The organism is Lacibacter sp. H375 (assembly GCF_037892425.1).
Classification (GTDB): domain Bacteria; phylum Bacteroidota; class Bacteroidia; order Chitinophagales; family Chitinophagaceae; genus Lacibacter.
In genome coordinates, this window is record NZ_JBBKTT010000001.1 from 3,799,702 (window position 1) to 3,821,613 (window position 21,912).

11 protein-coding genes are annotated in these 21,912 nt (G+C 40.2%); all 11 read left to right on the plus strand.

Features of this window, described 5'->3' with window-relative positions; all coding sequences use genetic code 11:
- Nucleotides 1-3: 3 nt before the first annotated feature.
- The 11 genes from WG954_RS16290 to WG954_RS16340 all read left to right on the plus strand — a co-directional run bounded on the left by WG954_RS16290 (nt 4) and on the right by WG954_RS16340 (nt 21,733).
- The gene (locus tag WG954_RS16290; RefSeq protein ID WP_340437781.1) at nt 4-3,267 is read left to right on the plus strand and encodes a SusC/RagA family TonB-linked outer membrane protein; all 3,264 of its coding nucleotides are present in this window, start codon (nt 4-6) and stop codon (nt 3,265-3,267) included.
- A gap of 11 nt (nt 3,268-3,278) precedes the next feature.
- Nucleotides 3,279-4,835, plus strand: a complete 1,557-nt coding sequence (locus WG954_RS16295; protein ID WP_340437783.1) for a RagB/SusD family nutrient uptake outer membrane protein — start codon at nt 3,279-3,281, stop codon at nt 4,833-4,835.
- 14 nt (nt 4,836-4,849) lie between these two features.
- Nucleotides 4,850-6,541 carry a fasciclin domain-containing protein gene (locus WG954_RS16300; protein WP_340437784.1) on the plus strand — a complete coding sequence of 564 codons (1,692 nt, stop codon included), beginning with the start codon at nt 4,850-4,852 and terminating at the stop codon, nt 6,539-6,541.
- A gap of 44 nt (nt 6,542-6,585) precedes the next feature.
- A complete protein-coding gene (locus WG954_RS16305; RefSeq protein ID WP_340437785.1) occupies nt 6,586-8,013 on the plus strand; it encodes a fasciclin domain-containing protein in 1,428 nt (475 codons plus the stop codon).
- A gap of 27 nt (nt 8,014-8,040) precedes the next feature.
- Nucleotides 8,041-11,226 (plus strand): SusC/RagA family TonB-linked outer membrane protein, encoded by a 3,186-nt coding sequence (locus WG954_RS16310; RefSeq protein WP_340437786.1) that lies wholly within the window; start codon nt 8,041-8,043, stop codon nt 11,224-11,226.
- A 51-nt stretch (nt 11,227-11,277) separates the two neighbouring features.
- On the plus strand, nt 11,278-13,023 hold the full coding sequence (locus tag WG954_RS16315; RefSeq protein WP_340437788.1) for a RagB/SusD family nutrient uptake outer membrane protein: 1,746 nt from the start codon (nt 11,278-11,280) through the stop codon (nt 13,021-13,023).
- Nucleotides 13,024-13,199: 176 nt separating this feature from the next.
- Entirely contained in the window at nt 13,200-14,552 is a 1,353-nt protein-coding gene (locus tag WG954_RS16320; RefSeq protein WP_340437789.1) for a glycoside hydrolase family 88/105 protein, read from the plus strand.
- Between the two features lie 3 nt (nt 14,553-14,555).
- Nucleotides 14,556-15,884, plus strand: coding sequence for a rhamnogalacturonan acetylesterase (locus WG954_RS16325; RefSeq protein ID WP_340437790.1), 1,329 nt, complete (start codon nt 14,556-14,558; stop codon nt 15,882-15,884).
- Nucleotides 15,885-15,904: 20 nt separating this feature from the next.
- Nucleotides 15,905-17,566: a GH39 family glycosyl hydrolase gene (locus tag WG954_RS16330; protein WP_340437791.1), complete on the plus strand. Its 1,662-nt coding sequence runs from the start codon at nt 15,905-15,907 to the stop codon at nt 17,564-17,566.
- Nucleotides 17,567-17,585: 19 nt separating this feature from the next.
- Nucleotides 17,586-18,953, plus strand: coding sequence for a TolB-like translocation protein (locus tag WG954_RS16335; RefSeq protein ID WP_340437792.1), 1,368 nt, complete (start codon nt 17,586-17,588; stop codon nt 18,951-18,953).
- The gene (locus tag WG954_RS16340) at nt 18,950-21,733 is read left to right on the plus strand and encodes a glycoside hydrolase family 2 protein (protein ID WP_340437793.1); all 2,784 of its coding nucleotides are present in this window, start codon (nt 18,950-18,952) and stop codon (nt 21,731-21,733) included. Before WG954_RS16335 ends, WG954_RS16340 begins: the two co-directional genes overlap by 4 nt.
- Nucleotides 21,734-21,912 lie beyond the last annotated feature (179 nt).

Here is a 21,912-nt window from a genome sequence, read left to right on the forward strand (position 1 = left end):
AGTATGCGGAATAAAATTATCCTGATCTTTTCCTTTACGGCATTTCTTACCGTTCTCAGCTTCGCAGCAGTGGCGCAGGAAGTTGTTAGAGGAAAAATTACAGACAAAGAAAACAAGCCATTGCAAGGTGTGTCGGTTTCTGAAATGGATGTTGATAACCGTATTGTAAAAGGTACGCAAACAGATATTGAAGGAAATTTTGTGTTGAAGAATGTAAATCCGAAGAACAGAATATCTCTTTCCTACATCGGTTACAAAACAATTACTCAACGTTTAAATGGAAGAACCACGCTTAATCTTTCAATGGAAGATTCGCAGGGTGATTTGGGTGAAGTGGTAATTATCGGCCGTCCGTCTACATCAAACGGCATGGTGAATATCCCGGAAAAAAATCTTACAACTGCTGTAGCAAAGATCGCTGCTAAAGAACTGGAAGAAATGCAGGCACCAAGTATCGATCAGGCATTACAAGGTCGTTTAAGTGGTGTTGATATTACTGCATCAAGTGGTGATCCCGGTGCTGCAATGAACATCCGTATTCGTGGTGTATCATCCATTAACTCTACAGGTATTCCAATGATCGTTTTGGATGGCATGCCTTATGAAACCGAGATACCAAGTGATTTCAACTTTGGTACTGCTGATGAGCAAGGTTATGCGCAATTACTAAACATTTCTCCTGCTGATATTAAAGATATTACTGTATTGAAAGATGCAGCTGCAACGGCTATCTGGGGTTCAAAAGCTGCAAACGGTGTATTGGTAATTACAACAAAACGAGGCAGCATTGGTAAGCCTTCTATCAACTACACATTTAAAGGTTCAGTATCATTAGTGCCAAAACCAATTCCGTTATTAAATGGTGATCAGTATTCTACATTGATCCCTGAAGCATTCATGAACAGGATCGGTACTTCGCTTAACACAACCGTTAACCGTGAATTCAACTACGATCCAAATGATCCATACTGGTATCATAACTATAGTAACAATACAAACTGGATCGATGCTGTTTCAAGAACAGGTTACTTGCAGGATCATACGGTGAGTTTAACTGGCGGTGGCGAAAAAGCAAAATACTTCGCATCAGTTGGTTACTTCGATCAGAAAGGTATTACCATTGGTACAGCGTTACAACGTATCAGCACCCGTATCAACCTTGATTACACAGTGTCTGAAAAAATAAAATTCTTTACCAGCTTTTCGTTCACACATTCAAACCAGTCAAGAAACTATCTCGGTTCAAATTCAGCGAGTGGCGAAGCCTCAATTCGTGGTATGGCTTATATTAAAATGCCAAACATGAGTGTGTTTGAGTATGATGCCTTAGGTAATCTTACAACGAATTATTTTTCTCCTGCAGCAAATACCCAGGGTCAATACAGCCGTATTTACAATCCGGTTGCAATGGCCGATAAAGCAAAATACTCAGTATTGGGCGACAGAGTTATTCCTCGTTTCCAGGTTGATTATGACATTGTGAAAAAAGTATTGAAGGCTACATTTGATATCCAGTTCGATATCAACAATACAAAGAACAACAGCTTCCTTCCGCAAATTGCAACAGGTCGTCCAAACACGGAGACAGTTGTAAACCGTGCTTATGATGGTGATGTTGATGCTTTCAGTGTAGGAACAAAAACAAGTCTGGTTTATACACCACAATTTAAAAGTGATAAGCATAGCGTACAGGCATACATGAATGTTCTCACCAATGATTACACTGCGGTGTACCAGGAAGTGATGTCATCGAACACAGCATCTTCTTTGTTGGTTGATCCTTCTATTTCTTCAAGAACGCAGAATAATGACCTCAGAGCTGTATCGGGCCAATCGCAAACACGTTCAGTGGGTGCTTTAATTGGTGCGCAATACAGCTTTATGGATAAGTACCTCTTCAACGCTACAGTTCGTGGCGATGGTAATTCACGTTTTGGTCCTAATTACAGGTATGGTGTATTCCCATCATTATCTTTTCGTTGGAGAATTTCAGGAGAAAATTTCCTGAAAGATGTTAAAAAGATCGATGATATCAGCTTCAGAGCGAGCTATGGTATTTCGGGTGAAGCACCCCGTTATGATTACCTGTTTTATAACACCTACACTACTTACGACTATGCATATCTTGATCAGGCAGGTATTTTTCCTTCACGTATGGAGTTAAAGAATCTGCGTTGGCAAAACCTGCACGGTACAAACATTGGTTACAACTTCAGTTTGTTCAAAGGCAGATTGCGTATGGATGGTGAAGTATATCGCAACAGAACAAAAGATCTGTTCTTTGATGGTTTGCAGATCGCTTCTTATACAGGGTTCAATTCATTGTTCATGAACGTTGGTACAATGGATAACCAGGGATGGGAAGTAGCTGTATGGACACAGCCTTACAAAACAAAGAATCTGACCATTGGTTTTGATTTCAATATTTCAGGTAACCAGAATGTAATTCGTGAAATTTCTGAATTCTATCCTGCACAACGTGGCGATGTAACAAAGAATGGAGAGTATCTCCGCCTTTTACAGATCAACAATCCTTTTGGTTCTTTTTATGGTTACAGATACAAAGGCGTTTACAAAGACAAATCATCAACCATTGCATCTGATTCAAAAGGCAACCCCATCGTTGGGCCAAACGGACAAACGATCTACATGCGTTTCAACTATCCGCAAACCGATTATATTTTTCAACCGGGTGATGCGATGTATGAAGACATCAATAACGATGGTAACATCAACTATATGGATGTAGTATATCTCGGAAACAGTAACCCTAAACTCTCAGGTGGCTTTGGCCCGTCTATTACATGGAAAAATCTGCGTATCACTTCTTTCTTCAGTTTCCGTTGGGGATACGATGTAATTAACGGTACAAAGATGAACACAACAAACATGTACAATTTCGATAATCAAAGCACAGCTGTGTTAAGCCGTTGGAAAAAAGAAGGCGATGTAACTGATATGCCACGTGCATTGATCGCAGGAGGTTATAACTGGCTTGGAAGCGATCGCTATGTGGAAGATGCATCTTATATCCGTTTCAGAACAATTACTGCACGTTACAATTTCGATAAAAAGTGGTTGAAGAAAATGGGCATGAAGTCGGCCAGTTTTTATGTAACCGCTGAGAACCTGTTCACGTTCACCAATTACTTAGGCCAGGATCCTGAAGTATCTATGCGTGGTTCAGATCCGTTCAGGGTTTCTTATGATAATTCAATGACGCCACCGGCAAAAAATATTACACTGGGAATTGTTGCAGGCTTCTAATTAAAAACAATATGAAAAAGAATATCATACTATCTTATTTACTGCTTTTTGTTTTTGCTGTAAGTTTTACAGGATGCAAAAAATGGCTGGCACTAAAGCCGCAGGATGGAATTGTGAAGGACGAGTTCTGGAAAACAAAAGAACAGGTTCAGGCATCTGTTATTGGCATTTACTCTTCAATGATGGAGTACTCAACCGGAACATACGGTAATGTGAACTATGTTCCATCAATGGCAGAGTTGCTGTTTATCTGGGGTGAGGGCAGGGCTGATCATGTTGCGAATGCAACTGCTTCAAGTGCTGATGATATTGCACTCATTAATGTAAATATTCAGTCAACCAATGTAAATGCAAACTGGCGACCATTCTACCGCACTATTAATTTCTGTAATACAGTAATTGAAAAAGCTCCTGAAGTACTTGCGAACGATAACACATTTACACAGGCACAACTTGATCAATACCTGAGTGAAGCATTAACCATCCGTGCATTAATGTATTTCTATCTGGTAAGGACATTTGGCGATGTACCATTAAAAACTGATGCAACATTAAGCGATGAAAATATTACGCCCATTCCTAAATCACCAAAGGCAGATGTTTTTAACCAGATAGTAGCTGATCTGAAATTGGCAGAAACAAAAGCAGTAACTACCTATGGTAACGTCGCTTCTGATAAAGGAAGAGTAACTGTTTACACAGTTAATGCAATACTTGCTGACGTTTATCTCTGGATGGAAAAATATACAGAAAGTGTAGCTGCCTGCGATAAGATCATTAACTCCGGAAAATTTGGATTGATCAAAGGTGCCACAAGAAATGGCCCGGTGGTTGAATACAGCGATAGTTGGTTCAATACACTTTATTATAACGGTAATTCAAACGAAGGGATTTTTGAATTACAGTATAGTCCGCAACGCCTCAACCCTTATTTTCCGATTTTTTCTTCAACTTTTTCTGCTAGAAGGTGGACTGCAGTAGGTGATCTGATGGAAAGAGTGTTTACCATTGACCTCACTGATGATAAAAATTATGATATACGTGGAGATGGCGCTTCTGTAAGAGCGGCTTCATCAAGCGTATGGAAATATATTGGCGCATCGGCAACTGGATTACGTGCAACAGATCAGAGCTATGCGCACTGGTTCTTTTACCGCTACGCCGACATATTGTTGATGAAAGCTGAAGCATTAAATGAACTAGGCGGAAAAGGGCAGGAGGCATTGGATCTAATTTATACGGTACGTGAAAGAGCAAATGCACTAGATGCAACTGACCTTACACCTGGGCCAAATGATAAAATGTTGATACAGGATTTTATTGTGGAAGAAAGAGCACGGGAATTTTGCTTTGAGGGCAAGCGTTGGTATGATGTACTTCGTAATGCAAAGCGGAATAACTATGAACGGCTTAACATGTTACTGAGTATGGTGGCCCTAAGCGTACCATCAAACATGCAGCAATCAGCACAAGCTAAATTTAAAGATGTTAATAGTCACTATTTACCCATTTTTTTATATGAGATACAAACAAATAAACTGTTAATACAAAATCCCTTTTATAAATAATTGAAACCTGTTTTATGAAAAAAAACATTGTTATTGCCTTAAGTATAATTGTTGTTGTTGCAGCAACTATATTTTCAGCACAAGGGTGCAGAAAATTAAAAATTGAAGAATCAACAACAGGCGATGTTAACATTGTAGGTTATCTCGATAAGAACCTCGATTCATTTTCGTTGTTCCGCCAGATACTTGACAGAACTGGGAATGCAGCATTCCTGAATGCTTATGGTGCATATACATGCTTCGCCCCGACAAACAGTGGTGTAAAAACATATCTCACCAGTATTGGCGCTGCATCAGTTGATGCGGCAGACCTTAATACGTTGAAGGATATGGTAAGGCTGCATTTGCTGGAGGATACTATTTACACAAGCTCGTTTACTGATGGGAAGTTGCCGGTTATTACCATGTATGGACAGTACCTTGTTACGGCTGTTGCAAACTCAGAAGGTGTATCAAGTTATCTCATCAACAGACAGGCAATCGTTCTCAAGTCGAATGTAAGAGTTGGTAACGGTATCATACATGTAATTAACAATGTATTGAAACCGGCGGTTAAAACAATTGCCAGGCAACTCGAAGAAAATTCCAATTATTCCATCTTCGTAGAAGCATTAAAAGAAACTGGCTTCTTTACAAAACTAAACACAGTAGATAGCGATTCTTCGAAACGATGGATAACTGTTTTTGCCGAAAGCAACCATGCGTTGGCTGATAGTGGTATAACCAATTACGCCGGGTTAAAAACAAGATATTCAAAGACAGGAAACCCGGCTAACCCGAGCGATAGCTTATACATTTACGTAGCCTATCATATTTCACAAGGACTTAAATTTTTAGGCGATATTATTTCGATACCTACACACGCAACGTTTCAGCCACAGGAAGTTATCAGTGTAAAGCTTATAAACCAACAGGTAGTGTTGAACGAAGATGTATTTAATGATGTACTTGAAAAAGGAATTACATTAAACCGAGACAAAAGTGACGTGGCAGCTACCAATGGAGTGTGGCACGATGCTGCTGCACATTTTATGGTAAAATACCGTAAACCAACTGCTTTGTATTGGGATGTATCAACTTTCGAAGAAATTAAAAAACTACCCGCTTATTACAAAAAAGCACAATATACGTTTAGTCGGCTAACACAAGCAGACAATCCTATTAAAGATATTTATTGGGGCTGGGGAGCTTTGGCAGGTACAAATTATTTAAGATATCTCTATGGAACATCAGGAGTAACCCAGTTTACTGTTAACAATGATGCGAATATGATGCCAATGGGTTTGCCAAACAGACCGATTTGGTGGGAAATGCGAACTCCGCCTATTGTTAAAGGCAAGTATAAAGTATGGATGTGTTACCGCCAGCAAAAACCTTCAGCAAGTACAAATGCTTTATGTCAGGTTTCCGTAAATGGTGAAATCATGCAACGAACTATGAATTTCACTGATACTAGACCAAGCGGTACTGATGCCGAGTTAGAAGCAATAGGCTGGAAACGTTATACAGAAACTACAAGCAACTTATTGTGTGGAAGGCAGGTTGGCGTAATTGAGTTTACTACTACACAACAACAAATAGTAAGAATAACGCCATTAGCAGGAACGATGGATAATTATAATCTGGATATGATCCATTTTATTCCAATTGATGAGAATCAGATATTACCAAGGTTCAGACCGGATGGAACAAAGGTTTATCAATAATGATCATACAAAACGATTCGCTGATTAAAATAAAATAATAGTAAATGAAGAGCAGGTATAAAAATTTGTTACTGGTTGCGTTTGGATTGATGATGCTTTATGGATGCAGTAAAGTAAGAGAAGACCGCAATACCATAACGGATGAATCTTTAAAAGTTACATTGTTTGAATTGGTAAATGCCAACCCGGATCTGAGTACGTTTGCAAAATATCTCGTGCAAACAGGATATGATAAAGTGTTGAGTTCTTCCAAAAATCACACAGTTTATGCTCCGGTTAACAGCGCACTGGCAACATTGGATCCTGCTATCGTTAACAATGCGGCAAAGCTTAAATTGTTTGTAGGCAACCATATCGCAGGTCAGCTTTACCGAATTACAGATGTACCGGTTCTTACAAGAATCAAAATGCTCAGCAATAAGTACAATAACCTGAAGGGCACGCAAATTGGAGACGCCGTAATAAAAGTTGGAGATAAATATGCTGCAAATGGGTTATTGCAAGTGGTTGATAAACCTCTTCCTGCTCTTGATAATTCCTGGGAAGTACTTTCAACGAATGCCGATATCCCGTTAAAGCAAAAGGCATTCATGCTTTCGCTGTTCAGAAATGTATTCGACACAAGTAATGCCGTTGTTATTGGAATTAATCCAACAACGGGAGAGCCAATATATCAACCCGGAACTGATTCAGTTTACACTAATCTTTTCTGGAACCGTGTTCATGACCTTAAAAATGAACAGAAGCAATACACTTTGTTCGTACTAGCGGATGCTGCATGGGATGCTGAGATAACAAAGTTTAAGCCTTACTATACCGTTACGAATAATGCAGATAGTAATACGCTGGTTACAAGCTGGAATGTTGTGAAAGACTTTGCAGTTGACACTTTGTATGGTAATCCGTCTGCAATTCCCGATACTGTATTGTCAGAATTCGGAACAAAACTTCCTGTTGAACGTTCGGCGATCGTAAAGACAATCAAAACAAGTAATGGCATTGTGTACATTATGAACAAGATGAATGTACTTCCTGCTTCAAAAATGAAAACGATTTTGATTGAAGGAGAAAACTATACGTCCACAAGCCACGACAGAAGGGGAAATACGTATTTCCGTGATCGCATTAATACACTCACCGGTAAAGATTTTCGAGATCTTCTTGTATTAGGGCATGGCGTTTCAGCATTCAATGTTCGTTACGAACTAAAAGAAGTGCCCTCTATCAAATACAAAGCTTATTGGATGGCTTATAACGATTTTCAGACAGCGACCTATACACAAAAACTGGCTATTGGTTCAACTGCTTCAGCAACGTTTGCATTAACAAATGTTGTTGCTCTCAACTTCAATGAAATATACCTTGGAGAGTTCACCATGAGTCAATACGCACCGTTGTTTAATATTTATTTAGTCGCTAACGGAACCAATCCAATAGTATGCGATTACATTAAACTCGTACCAAGCTTATAATACCAGGAACAAAAAAAGATATTCGTAATGACAAAAACTAACTTACATAAACTGCTTTTAATATTGTTGCTGTCGGGAGGAGCTGTTTGCACGCAGGAATTAATAGCGCAACAAACTCAAACTGTTAAATCAGATACCACTAAGGCAAAAATAAAATTGCCGTTAACAGGTGTTGTTACAGATGCAGCAACTAAAAAGCCACTTAGTGGAGTGCGTGTTGCCGTAAAAGATTTTTCTGCAGCTATTACAGATGATGCTGGTGCATTTACAGTAAACGTGCCTTCATATACTGTGGACGTGGAAATAGTGGCCGAGGGATTTGCAAAAAAACAAGTTTCCTTAAAAGGGAGCAAGTCAATTTCTGTTGCACTGCTAAGTCAGCCGGCATCCACTTTCCAGGATGAAGTAACACTGCCGTTTGGCAAGATCATGAAACGCAACTTAACCGCAGCAGCTGTTGGTTATGATGCTAACAGTGAGTGGCGTCGTCCGTTTGAAATTACTGATGCTGCATTGCAGGGCAAGGTTAGTGGGTTAAATGTTATTCGTCGTTCAGGCACACCCGGTATTGGTGCTAATCTGTTTTTAAGAGGGTTCAATTCCCTTTATACCAGCAATTCTCCATTGGTGGTGGTAGATGGAATTGTATACGACATTAATGATTATGGAAGCAGCATCATTGCCAACAACTACACAAATCCTCTTGCACTTGTTAATATTCAGGATATCGACAACTATACGGTTGTAAAAGATGCATCTTCAATTTATGGTGTAAAAGGTGCAAACGGTGCCATTATCATTACAACATCAAGAGCTAAAGAAGAAGCGACAGCCATCGACTTTGGTGTATATACCAGTTATAACCAGGCTCCGGATCTTATGCCGGTGATGAACGCCAATAACTACAGGATCTATTTAAGTGAAATCTTACAAAGTAAGGGCTTGTCATCTGCTGATATTGCTGCGTTACCTTATATGAATGACGATACGGCATCAAATTCTTCTTACTATCGTTATCATAACAATACTAACTGGCAACGTAATGTTTTCAATAATAGTGTTAATCAGAATTATTATCTGAAAGTAACAGGTGGAGATAATATTGCTACTTATGCATTGAGCGTTGGCTTTAGCAAAAATGCCGGTGTAATAACTAATACCGATCTTACACGTTACAATACACGCTTTAATGCTAAGTTTAATTTTACAAAGAAATTTACCGGAGAAGCCAACCTGGCTTTCAACTATAATCAAACAAATTTAAAGTACCAGGGTGTGGTTGAAAAGACCGGTGCATTGTACACTGCTTTAACAAAGTCTCCTTTCCTTGGCCCTAATGAAGTAAATGAAAAAGGGGTGCTTTCACCTAACCTGGAAGATACTGATATACTTGGTGTAAGTAATCCTTCTGCATTGATCAATAATATGCAGGCTTATAACAGGTATTACAGGTTCATGGGTTCATATAAATTCAGTTACGACTTTAATAAATCATGGTCAGCTTCAACACTCTTTGGACTTGTGTTCGACAAAGTGCGTGAGAATATTTTTGTGCCCCGTAAAGGTGTAGCCAACGATACATTAAACAGTTTTGTTGCTGACAGCCGTCTTGGCACACAGGTTAAACGCTTGTTCTCTGTGTTCTCAGATTCGAGAATTGAATTCAGAAAAACATATAACGCTCGTCATAGCTTTGCATCAAGATTGGGATTACGCTACCAGCACAATAAAGCACAACAGGATTTTACATTGGGGTATAACTCTGCTACCGATGAGTTAATCAGTGTGCAGAACGGTATTAACGCATTGCGTCAAACAGGCGGTGGCATTGGTGAATGGAACTGGATGAATACTTACTTTAATGTTGATTATGGCTACAGAGATCGTTTGTTCTTCTCTTTTAATGCCGCAATGGATGGTTCTTCAAGATTCGGATCACAAGTAAAAAATGGCGTAAACATTGGCGGAAACAGATATGCGGTAATGCCATCAATTGGTGCAGCATGGTTAATTTCATCGGAAGACTTTATGGCTAACACCACGCTTGACCTTTTGAAGCTTCGTCTTACCTACAGCATAGCGGGCAATGATGATATTGGCAACTACACGGGCCGTCAAACATATGCTTCACAAAACCTTCTTGGCATGCAGGGGCTTGTGCGTAATAGTATTCCTAACCCGGCCATACAATGGGAAACAAACAAGAAGTTAAATGTAGGTGTTGACTTTGCATTCTGGAACGAGCGAATTAACGCAAGTGTGGATGTATATCATAACAAAACAGAAAACATGCTGGTGTATGAACCACTGGCAGCTGCAACCGGTTTTGAAAAAGTGCTTACTAACAGCGGCAGCATGAAAAACAGTGGTATCGAGTTGGCTGTGAATGCAAGACTGATTAATCATGATAAATGGAAATGGGATGCTGGGTTGATGATTGCAAAAAACACAAATAGAGTAGTGTCGATTCCCGGTGGGCAAATGACAACTGAATATTCAGGTGCAACTATTCTTACACAAAACTCTCTTCAGTCAACCCTGTTTTATGGATATGTTGCAAAAGGAGTTTTCAGTACTGAACAGGATGCAGCAAATTCAGGATTGAAGAAAAAAAATGCTGACGGTTCTTATACAAATTTCAGAGCTGGTGATGTTCGTTTCTTTGATGTAAACAATGATAAAATTATCGATGAAAAGGACAGAACTATCATCGGTATACCAACCCCCGATTTCTTTGGGAGTGTAAGTACAAGAGTTGAATACGGTCGATTCTCATTAGATGCCTTATTTACCTTCTCACAAGGAAATGATATTTTCAACTTCTTGCGCTACAGACTTGAATCTGCAAGTGGAATCGAAAATCAATTGAACAGTGTTGCAAACAGATGGAGAGCTGAAGGTCAAAGAACCGAAATGCCAAAAGCTACTTATGGAGATCCGATGGGTAATAACCGTTTCAGCACACGCTGGATCGAAGATGGCTCCTATATTCGTTTGCGCAGTGCCTCTATCACTTACGCTATTCCGTTCAAAGATAAATTCATCAAGAATGCATCTGTATACTTAAGCGGAACCAACCTCTTTACACTTACAAGGTATACAGGATACGATCCGGAATTCAGTGCATCTCCTAGTCTGTTTGCACAAGGTATTGACACGGGTCTTGATCCATTATACAGAAGTATTACGCTTGGTGCAAGGATAGGTTTGTAACAAAGGATGTGTGCCGTTTTTAAAAATTGAATCTAAAATCTTACTTCAGTTATGAAGAATATAAAGTTGATAAAATCTGTTTTGTTTGCAACGCTGCTGTTGAACCTGTCCAGTTGCAAAAAAGTGTTTGACATTAAGCCCGAAGAGCAGCTTGATGCAAGTAATGCTTACCAGAATGTGTATGATGCTGATGCCGCAGTGGTAGGTATTTATGGCAAGTTTATGGGCTTGGCTGAGCAATACGTTGTTTTGAATGAGTTGCGTGCCGATCTCCTTGATGTAACTGTTAACTCGAACGAGAGTCTTCGTCAGTTAAGCACGCATAGTGTAACAGAGAATAATCCTTATGCAAGCCCAAAACCTTTTTATGAGTTAATTCTGAATTGTAACGATGTGCTTGAGAATTTCAAGGTAATGGTTGCTCAGAAAAAAATGACGGAGGACCAGTTTAATCAGCGTTACTCTGATATCGGTGCATTACGCTCTTTTATTTACCTGCAATTGGGTATTCACTTTGGTTCTGTACCATATGTAACCAGTACATTGAAAAATGTGGATGAGGTAAAAAATGCAGGAAATTTTCCCCGTCTCTCATTTAACGTACTGCTCGACAGTCTTGTAAATTTTACCGAAGCACTGCCATTTAAGGATTTATATCCAACAGGCACCAATCTAAATATTACGGTAGACGGATATCCTACAGAAAAGTTTTACATCAATAAGCGTTGTTTGTTAGGTGACCTGTACTTATGGAAGAATGACTTTGTGAAAGCTGCAACCTATTACCGCCAGGTAATGGAATATGCAACTGTTGGTACCCAGGGCGAAAACTATTATTCGCAATACAAATTAGGATGGGCCGGAGGTTTTAACCATTACATTAGTTATGCAAGGGCAGGCGATGCTTCTTCATTGAACTATAGCGATGGTTGGAGAATTATGTTTGAAAGCGCCTGGACGGCGGATGGTTTCCGTAGGGAATGGATATGGGCTTTGCCTTTTGACAGTAAATTCAAACCAGAGAATACACTCATCAAATTGTTTTCTCCTGTAGGCGGACAGTATCTCGTTCGTCCCTCACAGGAAGTGTATGATCTATGGGATGGTGAAACGCAACGTACTGCACAAGGTGGTTCTATACCTTACGATGCAAGAAAATTTTTGAGTACAATGAATATTGGCGGACAGCCGGTGGCAATGAAGTATCTCTATAATTACATTAATTGGTCAACAGGTACTGCACTCAATCCTCTACAAAAAAATGGCAAGTGGTTTCTGTACAGGCAAACACATCTGCACATGCGTTTCGCAGAAGCTGCGAATCGTTTAGGTAAACACAGGCTTGCTTGGTCACTATTAAATAGCGGTTTCGAAAGGGCCTTCCCTCCGCCAAGTGGTGTTACTGACGTAACGAATTACCATAACACATTAAATGAACCGTATCCCTTCAACTTTGATGGAAGAAACAGTAACAACTCTGTACCTTATTTCCGTGCAGATTGGTATCGCAATATCGGTATCCGCAACAGGGCGCTTGTTACAGATATACCGGTGCCGGCAGGTGACAGTCTTAATACCATAGAAACAGGCTTAATGAAGGAGATTGCATTGGAAAATGCATTTGAAGGAACACGTTGGCCCGATCTGTTACGTGTAACCTTACGTAGAAACGATCCTTCATTCATTGCAGATAAAGTTTACAACAAACTGATCAAATCAGGCATATCATCAGGTGCTGCGTCAACCGCAAGAGCAAAACTGTTAGCAAAAAATTATTATCTGCCTTTTAAATGGTAAAATAGCTCTAAGCAAGCAATCGATAGAAAAGGGCAGGGAATAAAGTACCTGTCTTTTTCATTTAACGAATTTCTCACTTTGATCCGTGCGACTAACGAAAACGATTAAGGTGAATACCTGGTTCTATTCGGGAAAGACATGATATATTTAGCGTATTAACAAGAAACCAAATTGCCATGCAAAAAATAATTATGGGTGCATTGTTGCTTGCAGCAACAGTTGCTAATGCACAGGTTAAACCAAAACCAAAACAAAATGATGTAACCACCCCCTTACATGCCATGAAAGTGGACTATCCATCTCCGTATGGCGCTCCTTCTAAAGAAAATGTAAAATCAGTAGTTGACAAAGTTTACAACTATCTCAATGCTGTTACACCTGCAGAGATGATGAACAAGAAAACTGGTGCAGCTGTAACCGATGTAAATGCATTAGATACCAACACTGTGTTGAAGCAAGGTGATTTTCGTTTAACGAGTTACGAATGGGGCGTTACGTATTCTGCTTTTCAACGTGCAGCTGAAACAACAGGCGATAAAAAATATGCAGAGTATGTAAAAACGAGATATGATTTCCTGGCTAAATGGATCCCTGCTATTAAGAATAAATTCCCGTTAGACTATATACGCAAAAAAGGATTGTTATCTCAGCCAATCAATCCACATGCATTGGACGATGGTGGTGCAGTTTGTGCATCCATGATCAAAGCGCAGAACAGCGGCTTAAGTAACAATCTCCGTCCGATCATTGATCATTTGTCTGATTATGTCATTAACAAAGAATACCGTTTAAAGGATGGAACACTTGCACGTATGCGTCCGCAGGCAAATACATTATGGTTAGATGATCTGTACATGGGTGTGCCAACCATGGCGTTTATGGGCAAACTCACAGGCGAAACAAAATATTATGATGATGCCGTAAACCAGTTGCAGCTTTATACCAAACGCATGTTCAATAAAGAGAAAGGTGTGTATATGCATGGCTGGGTGGAGAGTATGGAACATCATCCTGAATTCCGTTGGGCTAGAGCAAATGGTTGGGCTTTGATGACCATGAGTGAAGTGCTGGATGCATTACCTGAAACTCACCCAGGCAGAGCATTTGTGTTGCAACAGTTTAAAGCACATATAAATGGTTTGATGCAATACCAGGATGGAACAGGCTTCTGGCACCAGTTGTTAGACAGAAGTGATTCATATTTGGAAACATCAGCAACAGCTATTTATGCTTACTGCATTACACATGCCATCAACAAAGGATGGATCGACGCAATGACATATGCACCAACTGCCATCCTTGCATGGAATGCAGTAACCACAAAAGTAAATGCAAACGGACAGGTAGAAGGAACATGCGTTGGTACAGGTATGGCTTTTGATCCTGCATTTTATTATTACCGCCCGGTGAATGTATTTGCGGCACATGGTTACGGCCCCGTTATTTTAGCAGGTGCTGAGATGTATCAATTACTCAATCAATTTAAATTCGAGATCAACGACAGTTCGTTGCAGCTTTCGAAAAAATAAACTATGAAGTCTTCTGCTGTTTTAGTCGCTGCATTATTGCTGAGTGTATGTTCAAAAGCACAAACATATAAGTTCGATTTTGGTAACGGTAGAGTGAAGAAAGGTTATACGGCTGTTACACCCGAATCGAAATTTGCGAATGAAAAAGGGTATGGTTTTACAGCTGAATCGGAAGTAACAGCTGTTGACCGTGGAGGTAAAACGGTGAATGATGATTATATCACATCCACCAAGCCGTTTTATTTTTCAGTAAAACTGCCCGATGGAAATTATGATGTAAAAATAATTCTCGGCGATAAGAAAGGAACATCTGCAACAACGGTGCGTGCAGAATGCCGTCGTTTGTTTTTAGAAAATATCCGCACAGCAGAAGGGAAGTTTGGGACTGAAACATTTACAGTGTATGTCAAAGACAGTATGATCCGTGATGCTTCAGGAATGGTGATAAGCCAGGTTCGTTTGAAGCCGAGAGAATCGGAATATCTGCATTGGGATAATTTGCTCACCATTGAGTTTAATGATTCGTTGCCGAAAGTTTGTGCAGTAGAAATTACTCCCAACAAAACAGCAACAACCATCTTTTTAGCAGGCAATTCAACAGTTGTTGATCAAGGCAGAGAACCATGGGCAGCATGGGGACAAATGATTCCACGATTCTTTGCTCCTGGAACAGCAGCAGTAGCGAACTATGCAGAGAGTGGTGAAGCATTGAACTCATTCATGAGTGCAAAACGTTTGGAAAAAATATTGAGTGTTATGAAACCCGGTGATTATTTGTTCATTGAGTTTGGTCATAACGATATGAAACAAAAAGGAGAGGGCATCGGGCCTTTTACTTCTTATAAAAAAAGGCTACATCAATATATCACCGAAGTACGCAGGAGAGGCGGCATACCTGTTCTTGTAACTTCCATGCATCGTAGGAGGTTTGATTCAACAGGGCATATTGTAAATACATTGGAAGAATATCCAGATGCAGTTCGGTTAACCGGAAAAGAAGAAAATGTTGCTGTCATTGATTTGAATGCAATGAGTAAAGTATTGTATGAAGCATGGGGGCCGGAAAAGTCCATTAAAGCATTTGTACATTATCCAGCTAACACTTTCCCCGGACAAACTACAAAGCTGGAAGACAATACACATTTCAATCCTTATGGTGCATATGAACTTGCGAAGTGTATTGTGCAAAGTATAAAAGATCAGAAGCTGCCATTAGCGAAACTATTATGTTCAGATATTCCTGCATACGATCCTGCAAAGCCATTGGCATTTGATAAATTTTATTGGCCCATGAGTTCGTTTGTTACGGCGACAAAACCGGATGGAAATTAAGATCAACTAAAATAAAACTTATGAAACGATTACTGCTTGCACTTCTCCTATGTTCTGAAGCATTCGCACAAACTGCAACCATCAAAGTTGACTTGAAAAAAGAAACTGGTGATATGAAACCCGTTTGGGCATGGTTTGGCTATGATGAACCGAACTATACTTATATGAAGGACGGGAAGAAGTTGCTCACAGAGATTGCAAAGCTCAGTCCTGTTCCTGTGTATGTACGGGCGCATAGTTTATTGGTTACTGGTGATGGCACACCTGCATTGAAATGGGGTAGCACTAATGCTTATACAGAAGATGCAAACGGTAATCCCATCTATAACTGGAAGATCATCGACAGTATTTTTGATACGTATGTTCAACGAGGAATGAAACCATTGGCACAGATCGGTTTTATGCCCGAGGCATTATCAACCAATCCGCAACCATACAAACATGATTGGAAACCCGGGGATCCTTATTTTAAGATCATTACAGGTTGGGCATATCCACCAAAAGATTATAACAAATGGGCCGAGTTGGTTTTTCAATGGGTAAAGCACAGTGTGGATCGTTACGGTAAGAAAGAAGTAGAGAGCTGGTATTGGGAATTATGGAATGAACCAAACGGTTACTGGAAGGGAACAAAAGATGAATTCTTTAAACTATACGATTATACAGCAGATGCGGTAAAGCGTGCATTGCCCACTGCAAAGATCGGCGGTATCAATATTGCAGGCACTGCGAGCAAAGGTGCACAGGAATGGTTACATGCATTTGTAAAACATTGTTACAGCGATACGAATTATGTAACAAAGAAAATCGGTTCACCTGTTGATGCCATATTGTTTCATGCAAAAGGATCACCTCGTGTTGTCAATGGTCATGTGCAAATGAATATGGGAACACAACTGAGAGATATTAATGCAGGGTTCAAATTTGTTGCATCCTATCCGCAGTTAAAAAATCTTCCCGTTATCATTGGTGAATCTGATCCTGAAGGTTGTGCAGCTTGTGGTATGCATACCAATCCTGAGAATGCATATCGTAACGGCACGATGTTCTCCAGTTATACGGCTGCTTCTTTTGCACGCAAATATTTACTGGCCGATTCGTTCAACGTAAATTTTCTCGGTGCTGTATCATGGGCATTTGAATTTGAAGATCAGCCCTGGTTCTATGGCTTTCGTGATCTTGCAACCAACGGTGTAGATAAACCGGTGCTGAATGTGTTTCGCATGTTTGGACTGATGAAAGGAAAACGTGTATTGGTGCAAGGCAACCAGATGTATGACTTGAAAACAATGGTTGACTCCAGTGTAAGAAGAAAATATAATGATGTAGGTGGATTGGCAGCAAAGGATAAACGTTCTGCTACGGTGATGTTGTGGAATTATCATGATGATGATGTAAAAAATGCGGCATTACCAGTTGCAGTAAACATCAACGGAATAACAGCTGCAACTGTAACAGTTACAGAATATCGTATTGATGATGAACACAGCAATAGCTACGAAGTGTGGAAGAAAATGGGTTCGCCGCAAAACCCGACAAAGGAACAGATTGCGACATTAGAAAAAGCCGGACAATTAAAAACATTCGGTGCAGAAAAAAAACTAAAAGTTACAAATGGAATACTGAACATCACAATTTCATTACCGCAACAAGGCGTAAGCTTGTTGAAGTTAGATTGGTAAAGTATTTAAACGAATCAAAATGAAACAGATTTTTATTATTGCAATAGTATGTGTGTCAACGTTTGCATCGGCACAGATCGGCAAACGTTTTCCATCTGAGCGAAAAGAAGTGATTGATCCTGTTACAGGAACAAAACTGTTGTTCTTAACAAGTACTCCTGCAGGTGATTCAAAAATTTATCAAACGCACAATCAATGGACGAGTGATGGCGAGTGGCTTATTTTCCGAAGTAACCGTGCAAGAAACGAAGCCCTGGCTGTGAATGAAAAAACAGGCGACATCGTGCAGGTAACCGAAGGCGGTTACACGGGTATGTTGAATGTGGCTCGCAAAAGCATGAAGTTATATTTTATGCGTTCATCACAACGGGATACTGCAAGAAGAACACCCGGCGATACAGCACGCAGAAGAAATCCTGTTCCATTACAAATCGTTGAAGTTGACCTGGCAAAAGTATTTGCTGATAGCAAAGCTGGTAAGATGAAAGCAGCCAGTGAATATCAACGCATCTGCGGAACAATTCCGTTAGAACTCGAAGGTGGTGGCGATATGGCATTGGATGGTGATGAAGAGTGGGCTTATTTCCGTGTTGGTAAAAATGCAGCAGCAAAACATTTAGCAGCAGGAACAAAACCTGCGGATAATTTCGGGCCACGTAACATGGGTGCAGGGCCAAATGGTATTGCAGCAATGAATGTATTTACAGGCGAAATAAAATATGTTGTGTCTGTTCCGTTTCAGATCGGGCATATACAAACCAATCCGTGGATGCCCGGTGAAATTGTGTTCTGTTGGGAAACGGGCGGCAAATCACCGCAGCGTACATGGACGGTGATGCGTGATGGAACTGGTCTTCGTCCTCTTTACCCTGAATCAGAATATGAATGGGTAACTCATGAAGCCGTGATTGGTAAAGATGAAGTTGCAATAGCGATCATGGGTCACCGTAAGATAAGTGGCGTTGATACAACAGGTACAGCTGTTGGAGGTGCTAATCCCGGGCAGGATCCTGCATGGGGACCAAGTGGTACAAGAGAAAAACCAACCGGTCTGGCGATTGTAAATCTTCGCACAAGAGAAACTTATATTGCAGGACAAACAAAAAGCGGTAGTGGTTTGTGGCATGTGAGTGGCTCACCCGATGGACGTTGGGCAGTGGGTGATGATTTTACAAGAAACATTTATCTCATCGATCGACATACAAATGAAATGATGTTACTATCAACAGGTCATAAAACAACTGCAGGTGATCATCCGCATCCAACGATGAGTCCTGATGGAACAAAAATTCAGATACAGTCAGCGATGTTATCTGCTGATGGAAGATCAATGAACATTTGTATTATTGCTGTACCAGAAGAATGGTTAAAAAGAACATATAAATGAGAGTAAAAATTTGGCAACTGGTAGTTGTAATAAGCTGCTTACTGTTAGAAGCGGGAGCGTTGTATGCACAACAGACAGAGATCCGTTATCTCTCAGGTATAGACAAAGACAAGACTGTCAACTGGGAATTCTTTTGTACAAGCGGCATGAACAGCGGAAAATGGACAACCATACCTGTTCCTTCGAATTGGGAACTGCAAAGCTTTGGTGCATATAATTACGGGCATGATGAAAAAGGCAATGCCAAAAAGAAAAGTACGGAGCAGGGCTTATACAAACATCGCTTTGTAGCAGATAAATCATGGGCCAATAAACAGATCGAAATTGTATTTGAAGGAGTGATGACTGATGCAGAAGTGAAAGTGAACGGGCAATTGGTTGGGCCAATACACCAGGGAGGTTTTTATCGTTTTCAATATAACATCACAAAGTATATTAAACCTGGCGTTGAGAATTTATTGGAAGTAACAGTTAGTAAAGTAAGTGCAGACAAAACAGTGAACAATGCAGAACGTGAAGGTGATTTCTGGGTCTTTGGTGGTATTTATCGACCGGTGTATTTAAAGATTCTGCCGGCTTCTTTTATTCAACGTGTAGCGATTGATGCAAAAGCAGATGGAAAGTTTACAATGGATGTATATGCTGAACAAACAAAAGAAGGGGATGAAATAACTGCACAGGTAAAAACATTGAAAGGTGTTGCATTTGGAAAACCATTCACTGCAACTGTAACAAATACCACTGATAGAATTCAGTTGCAAAACAGTTTTACCAATCCCAAACAATGGAATGCTGAATTTCCAAACTTGTATAAACTAGAAGTAAGCATTCGTCGTAACGGGAAAGTCGTACATGTGTATCATGAGCGTTTTGGTTTCAGAACAGTAGAAGTAAGGAAAGGAGATGGCATCTATGTCAATGGAGTTAAGATCATGATGAAAGGTGTTAACCGTCACAGCATCTGGCCGGAGAGCGGAAGAACACTAAGCCGCAAGATTCATTTGAAGGATATTGAATTGATCAAGGATATGAATATGAATTCTGTTCGTATGTCGCACTATCCACCCGATCCTGAGTTTTTGGACCTGTGCGATTCATTGGGCTTGTTTGTATTGGATGAACTAACAGGCTGGCAGAATAAATATGGAACTCCGGTTGGCGAAAAACTGGTGAAGGAGTTAGTGATAAGAGATGTCAATCATCCTTCTATTTTATTTTGGGATAATGGTAACGAAGGCGGATGGAACACTGACCTCGATGATGATTATGCATTGTACGATCCGCAGCAACGGGTTGTATTGCACCCATGGAATAATTTCAATAACGTTGATACCAAACACTATCCAGATTACAGTTATGTAGAAAAAGCTTTTGATAAGGGAGATGTGTTGTTACATACAGAAATGATCCATGGTTTGTATGATGGTGGACACGGTGCAGGACTGGATGATTACTGGAAACTCTTTCGCAAAAATCCACGGCATGCAGGCGGTTTCTTATGGGTGTTAGCAGATGAAGCTGTTGTACGGAAAGATTTGAAGGATAGTTTAGATACCGATGGCAACCATGCACCTGACGGTATTGTGGGGCCGCATCATGAAAAAGAAGGAAGCTTTTATACCATCAAAGAAATATGGAGCCCTGTGCAGGTTACAAAGCCAACGCTCGATAAAAACTTTACAGGAGCACTTTCGGTTGAAAATAATTATATCTATACCAATCTATCTGCATGTAAATTCAGCTGGCAACTAGTAAAGTTTCCATTGGCAAAAGAGAAGAAGACCGGCCGTACAATTATTCAATCCGGCAAAACATCTGTTGCATTGGCCCCGGGAGAAACAGGAACAGTTCAAATAGCACTGCCTGCCAACTGGATGAATGCAGATGCACTATCATTTACTGCAACAGATCAATACGGTCGTGAATTATATACATGGACATGGCCCATTCAACAACCGGCAGCTATTGCAAAAATAAATTTAGCCGCTACTAAGAAACCGGTAACTGCAATAAAAGAATCAACCGAAGGAAAAACAATTTCAATTCTTTGCGATGGCATCAGCTACAGGTTTGATACAACAACAGGTTATTTAACTACCGTCGAAAAAAATCAACAACCAATCCCTTTTGGTAATGGCCCTGTTATTGCCGACGGAAAGCAAACACTGCAAAAGTTTACACATGCTAAACAAGGCAGCAATACCTATGTTGTGGAAGCTGAATATGGAGGTGATGCTTCGCTTAATGTGAAATGGATATTCACAAGCGGTTTACCTGCTAAACTTGAATACAGTTACACGCAATCAACTGTTGCTGATTTTTACGGTATCACATTCAATGTTGATGAAACAAAACTGAAAGGAATGAAATGGTTGGGTGCAGGCCCATACCGTGTCTGGAAGAATCGGTTAAAAGGAGCACCGCTAAATGTGTGGCAGAAGAAATACAATAAAGCTATAACAGGTGAAGTGATCAGCTATCCGGAATTTTCAGGTTATCATGGAAATGTGTATTGGGTAACTGTTGAAACAGCAGCAACATCTTTCACTGTTTATACTGATAAAGAAGATCTGTTTGTTCAAATGCTGAAACCAGGGAAAGCATCAACCACATTTATTCCGCATGTGAACCCGCCGTTCCCTGAGGGTAATTTTGGATTCTTAAACGCAATTGCGCCAATAGGTACAAAATTCCGGGCAGCGAATACAATGGGGCCGCAAAGTCAGAAGAATGATCCTGTTTCAGGCAGAATAAGCGGGAGGTTGTGGTTTGAATTTTAAAGACGGATGCAATTGAATAAGTATATTGCAGCTCTTACATACTCCAAATTCTTATGAGAAAAGTCATTAATCCGAAATTGTTTACACTGGCACTCACCATCATTGCGCTGGAGTGTACCATGGTCAGGTTTCGCTCAAGACTGCCATTCAACGTAGCTTACGTTATCATAGTCGTAAAT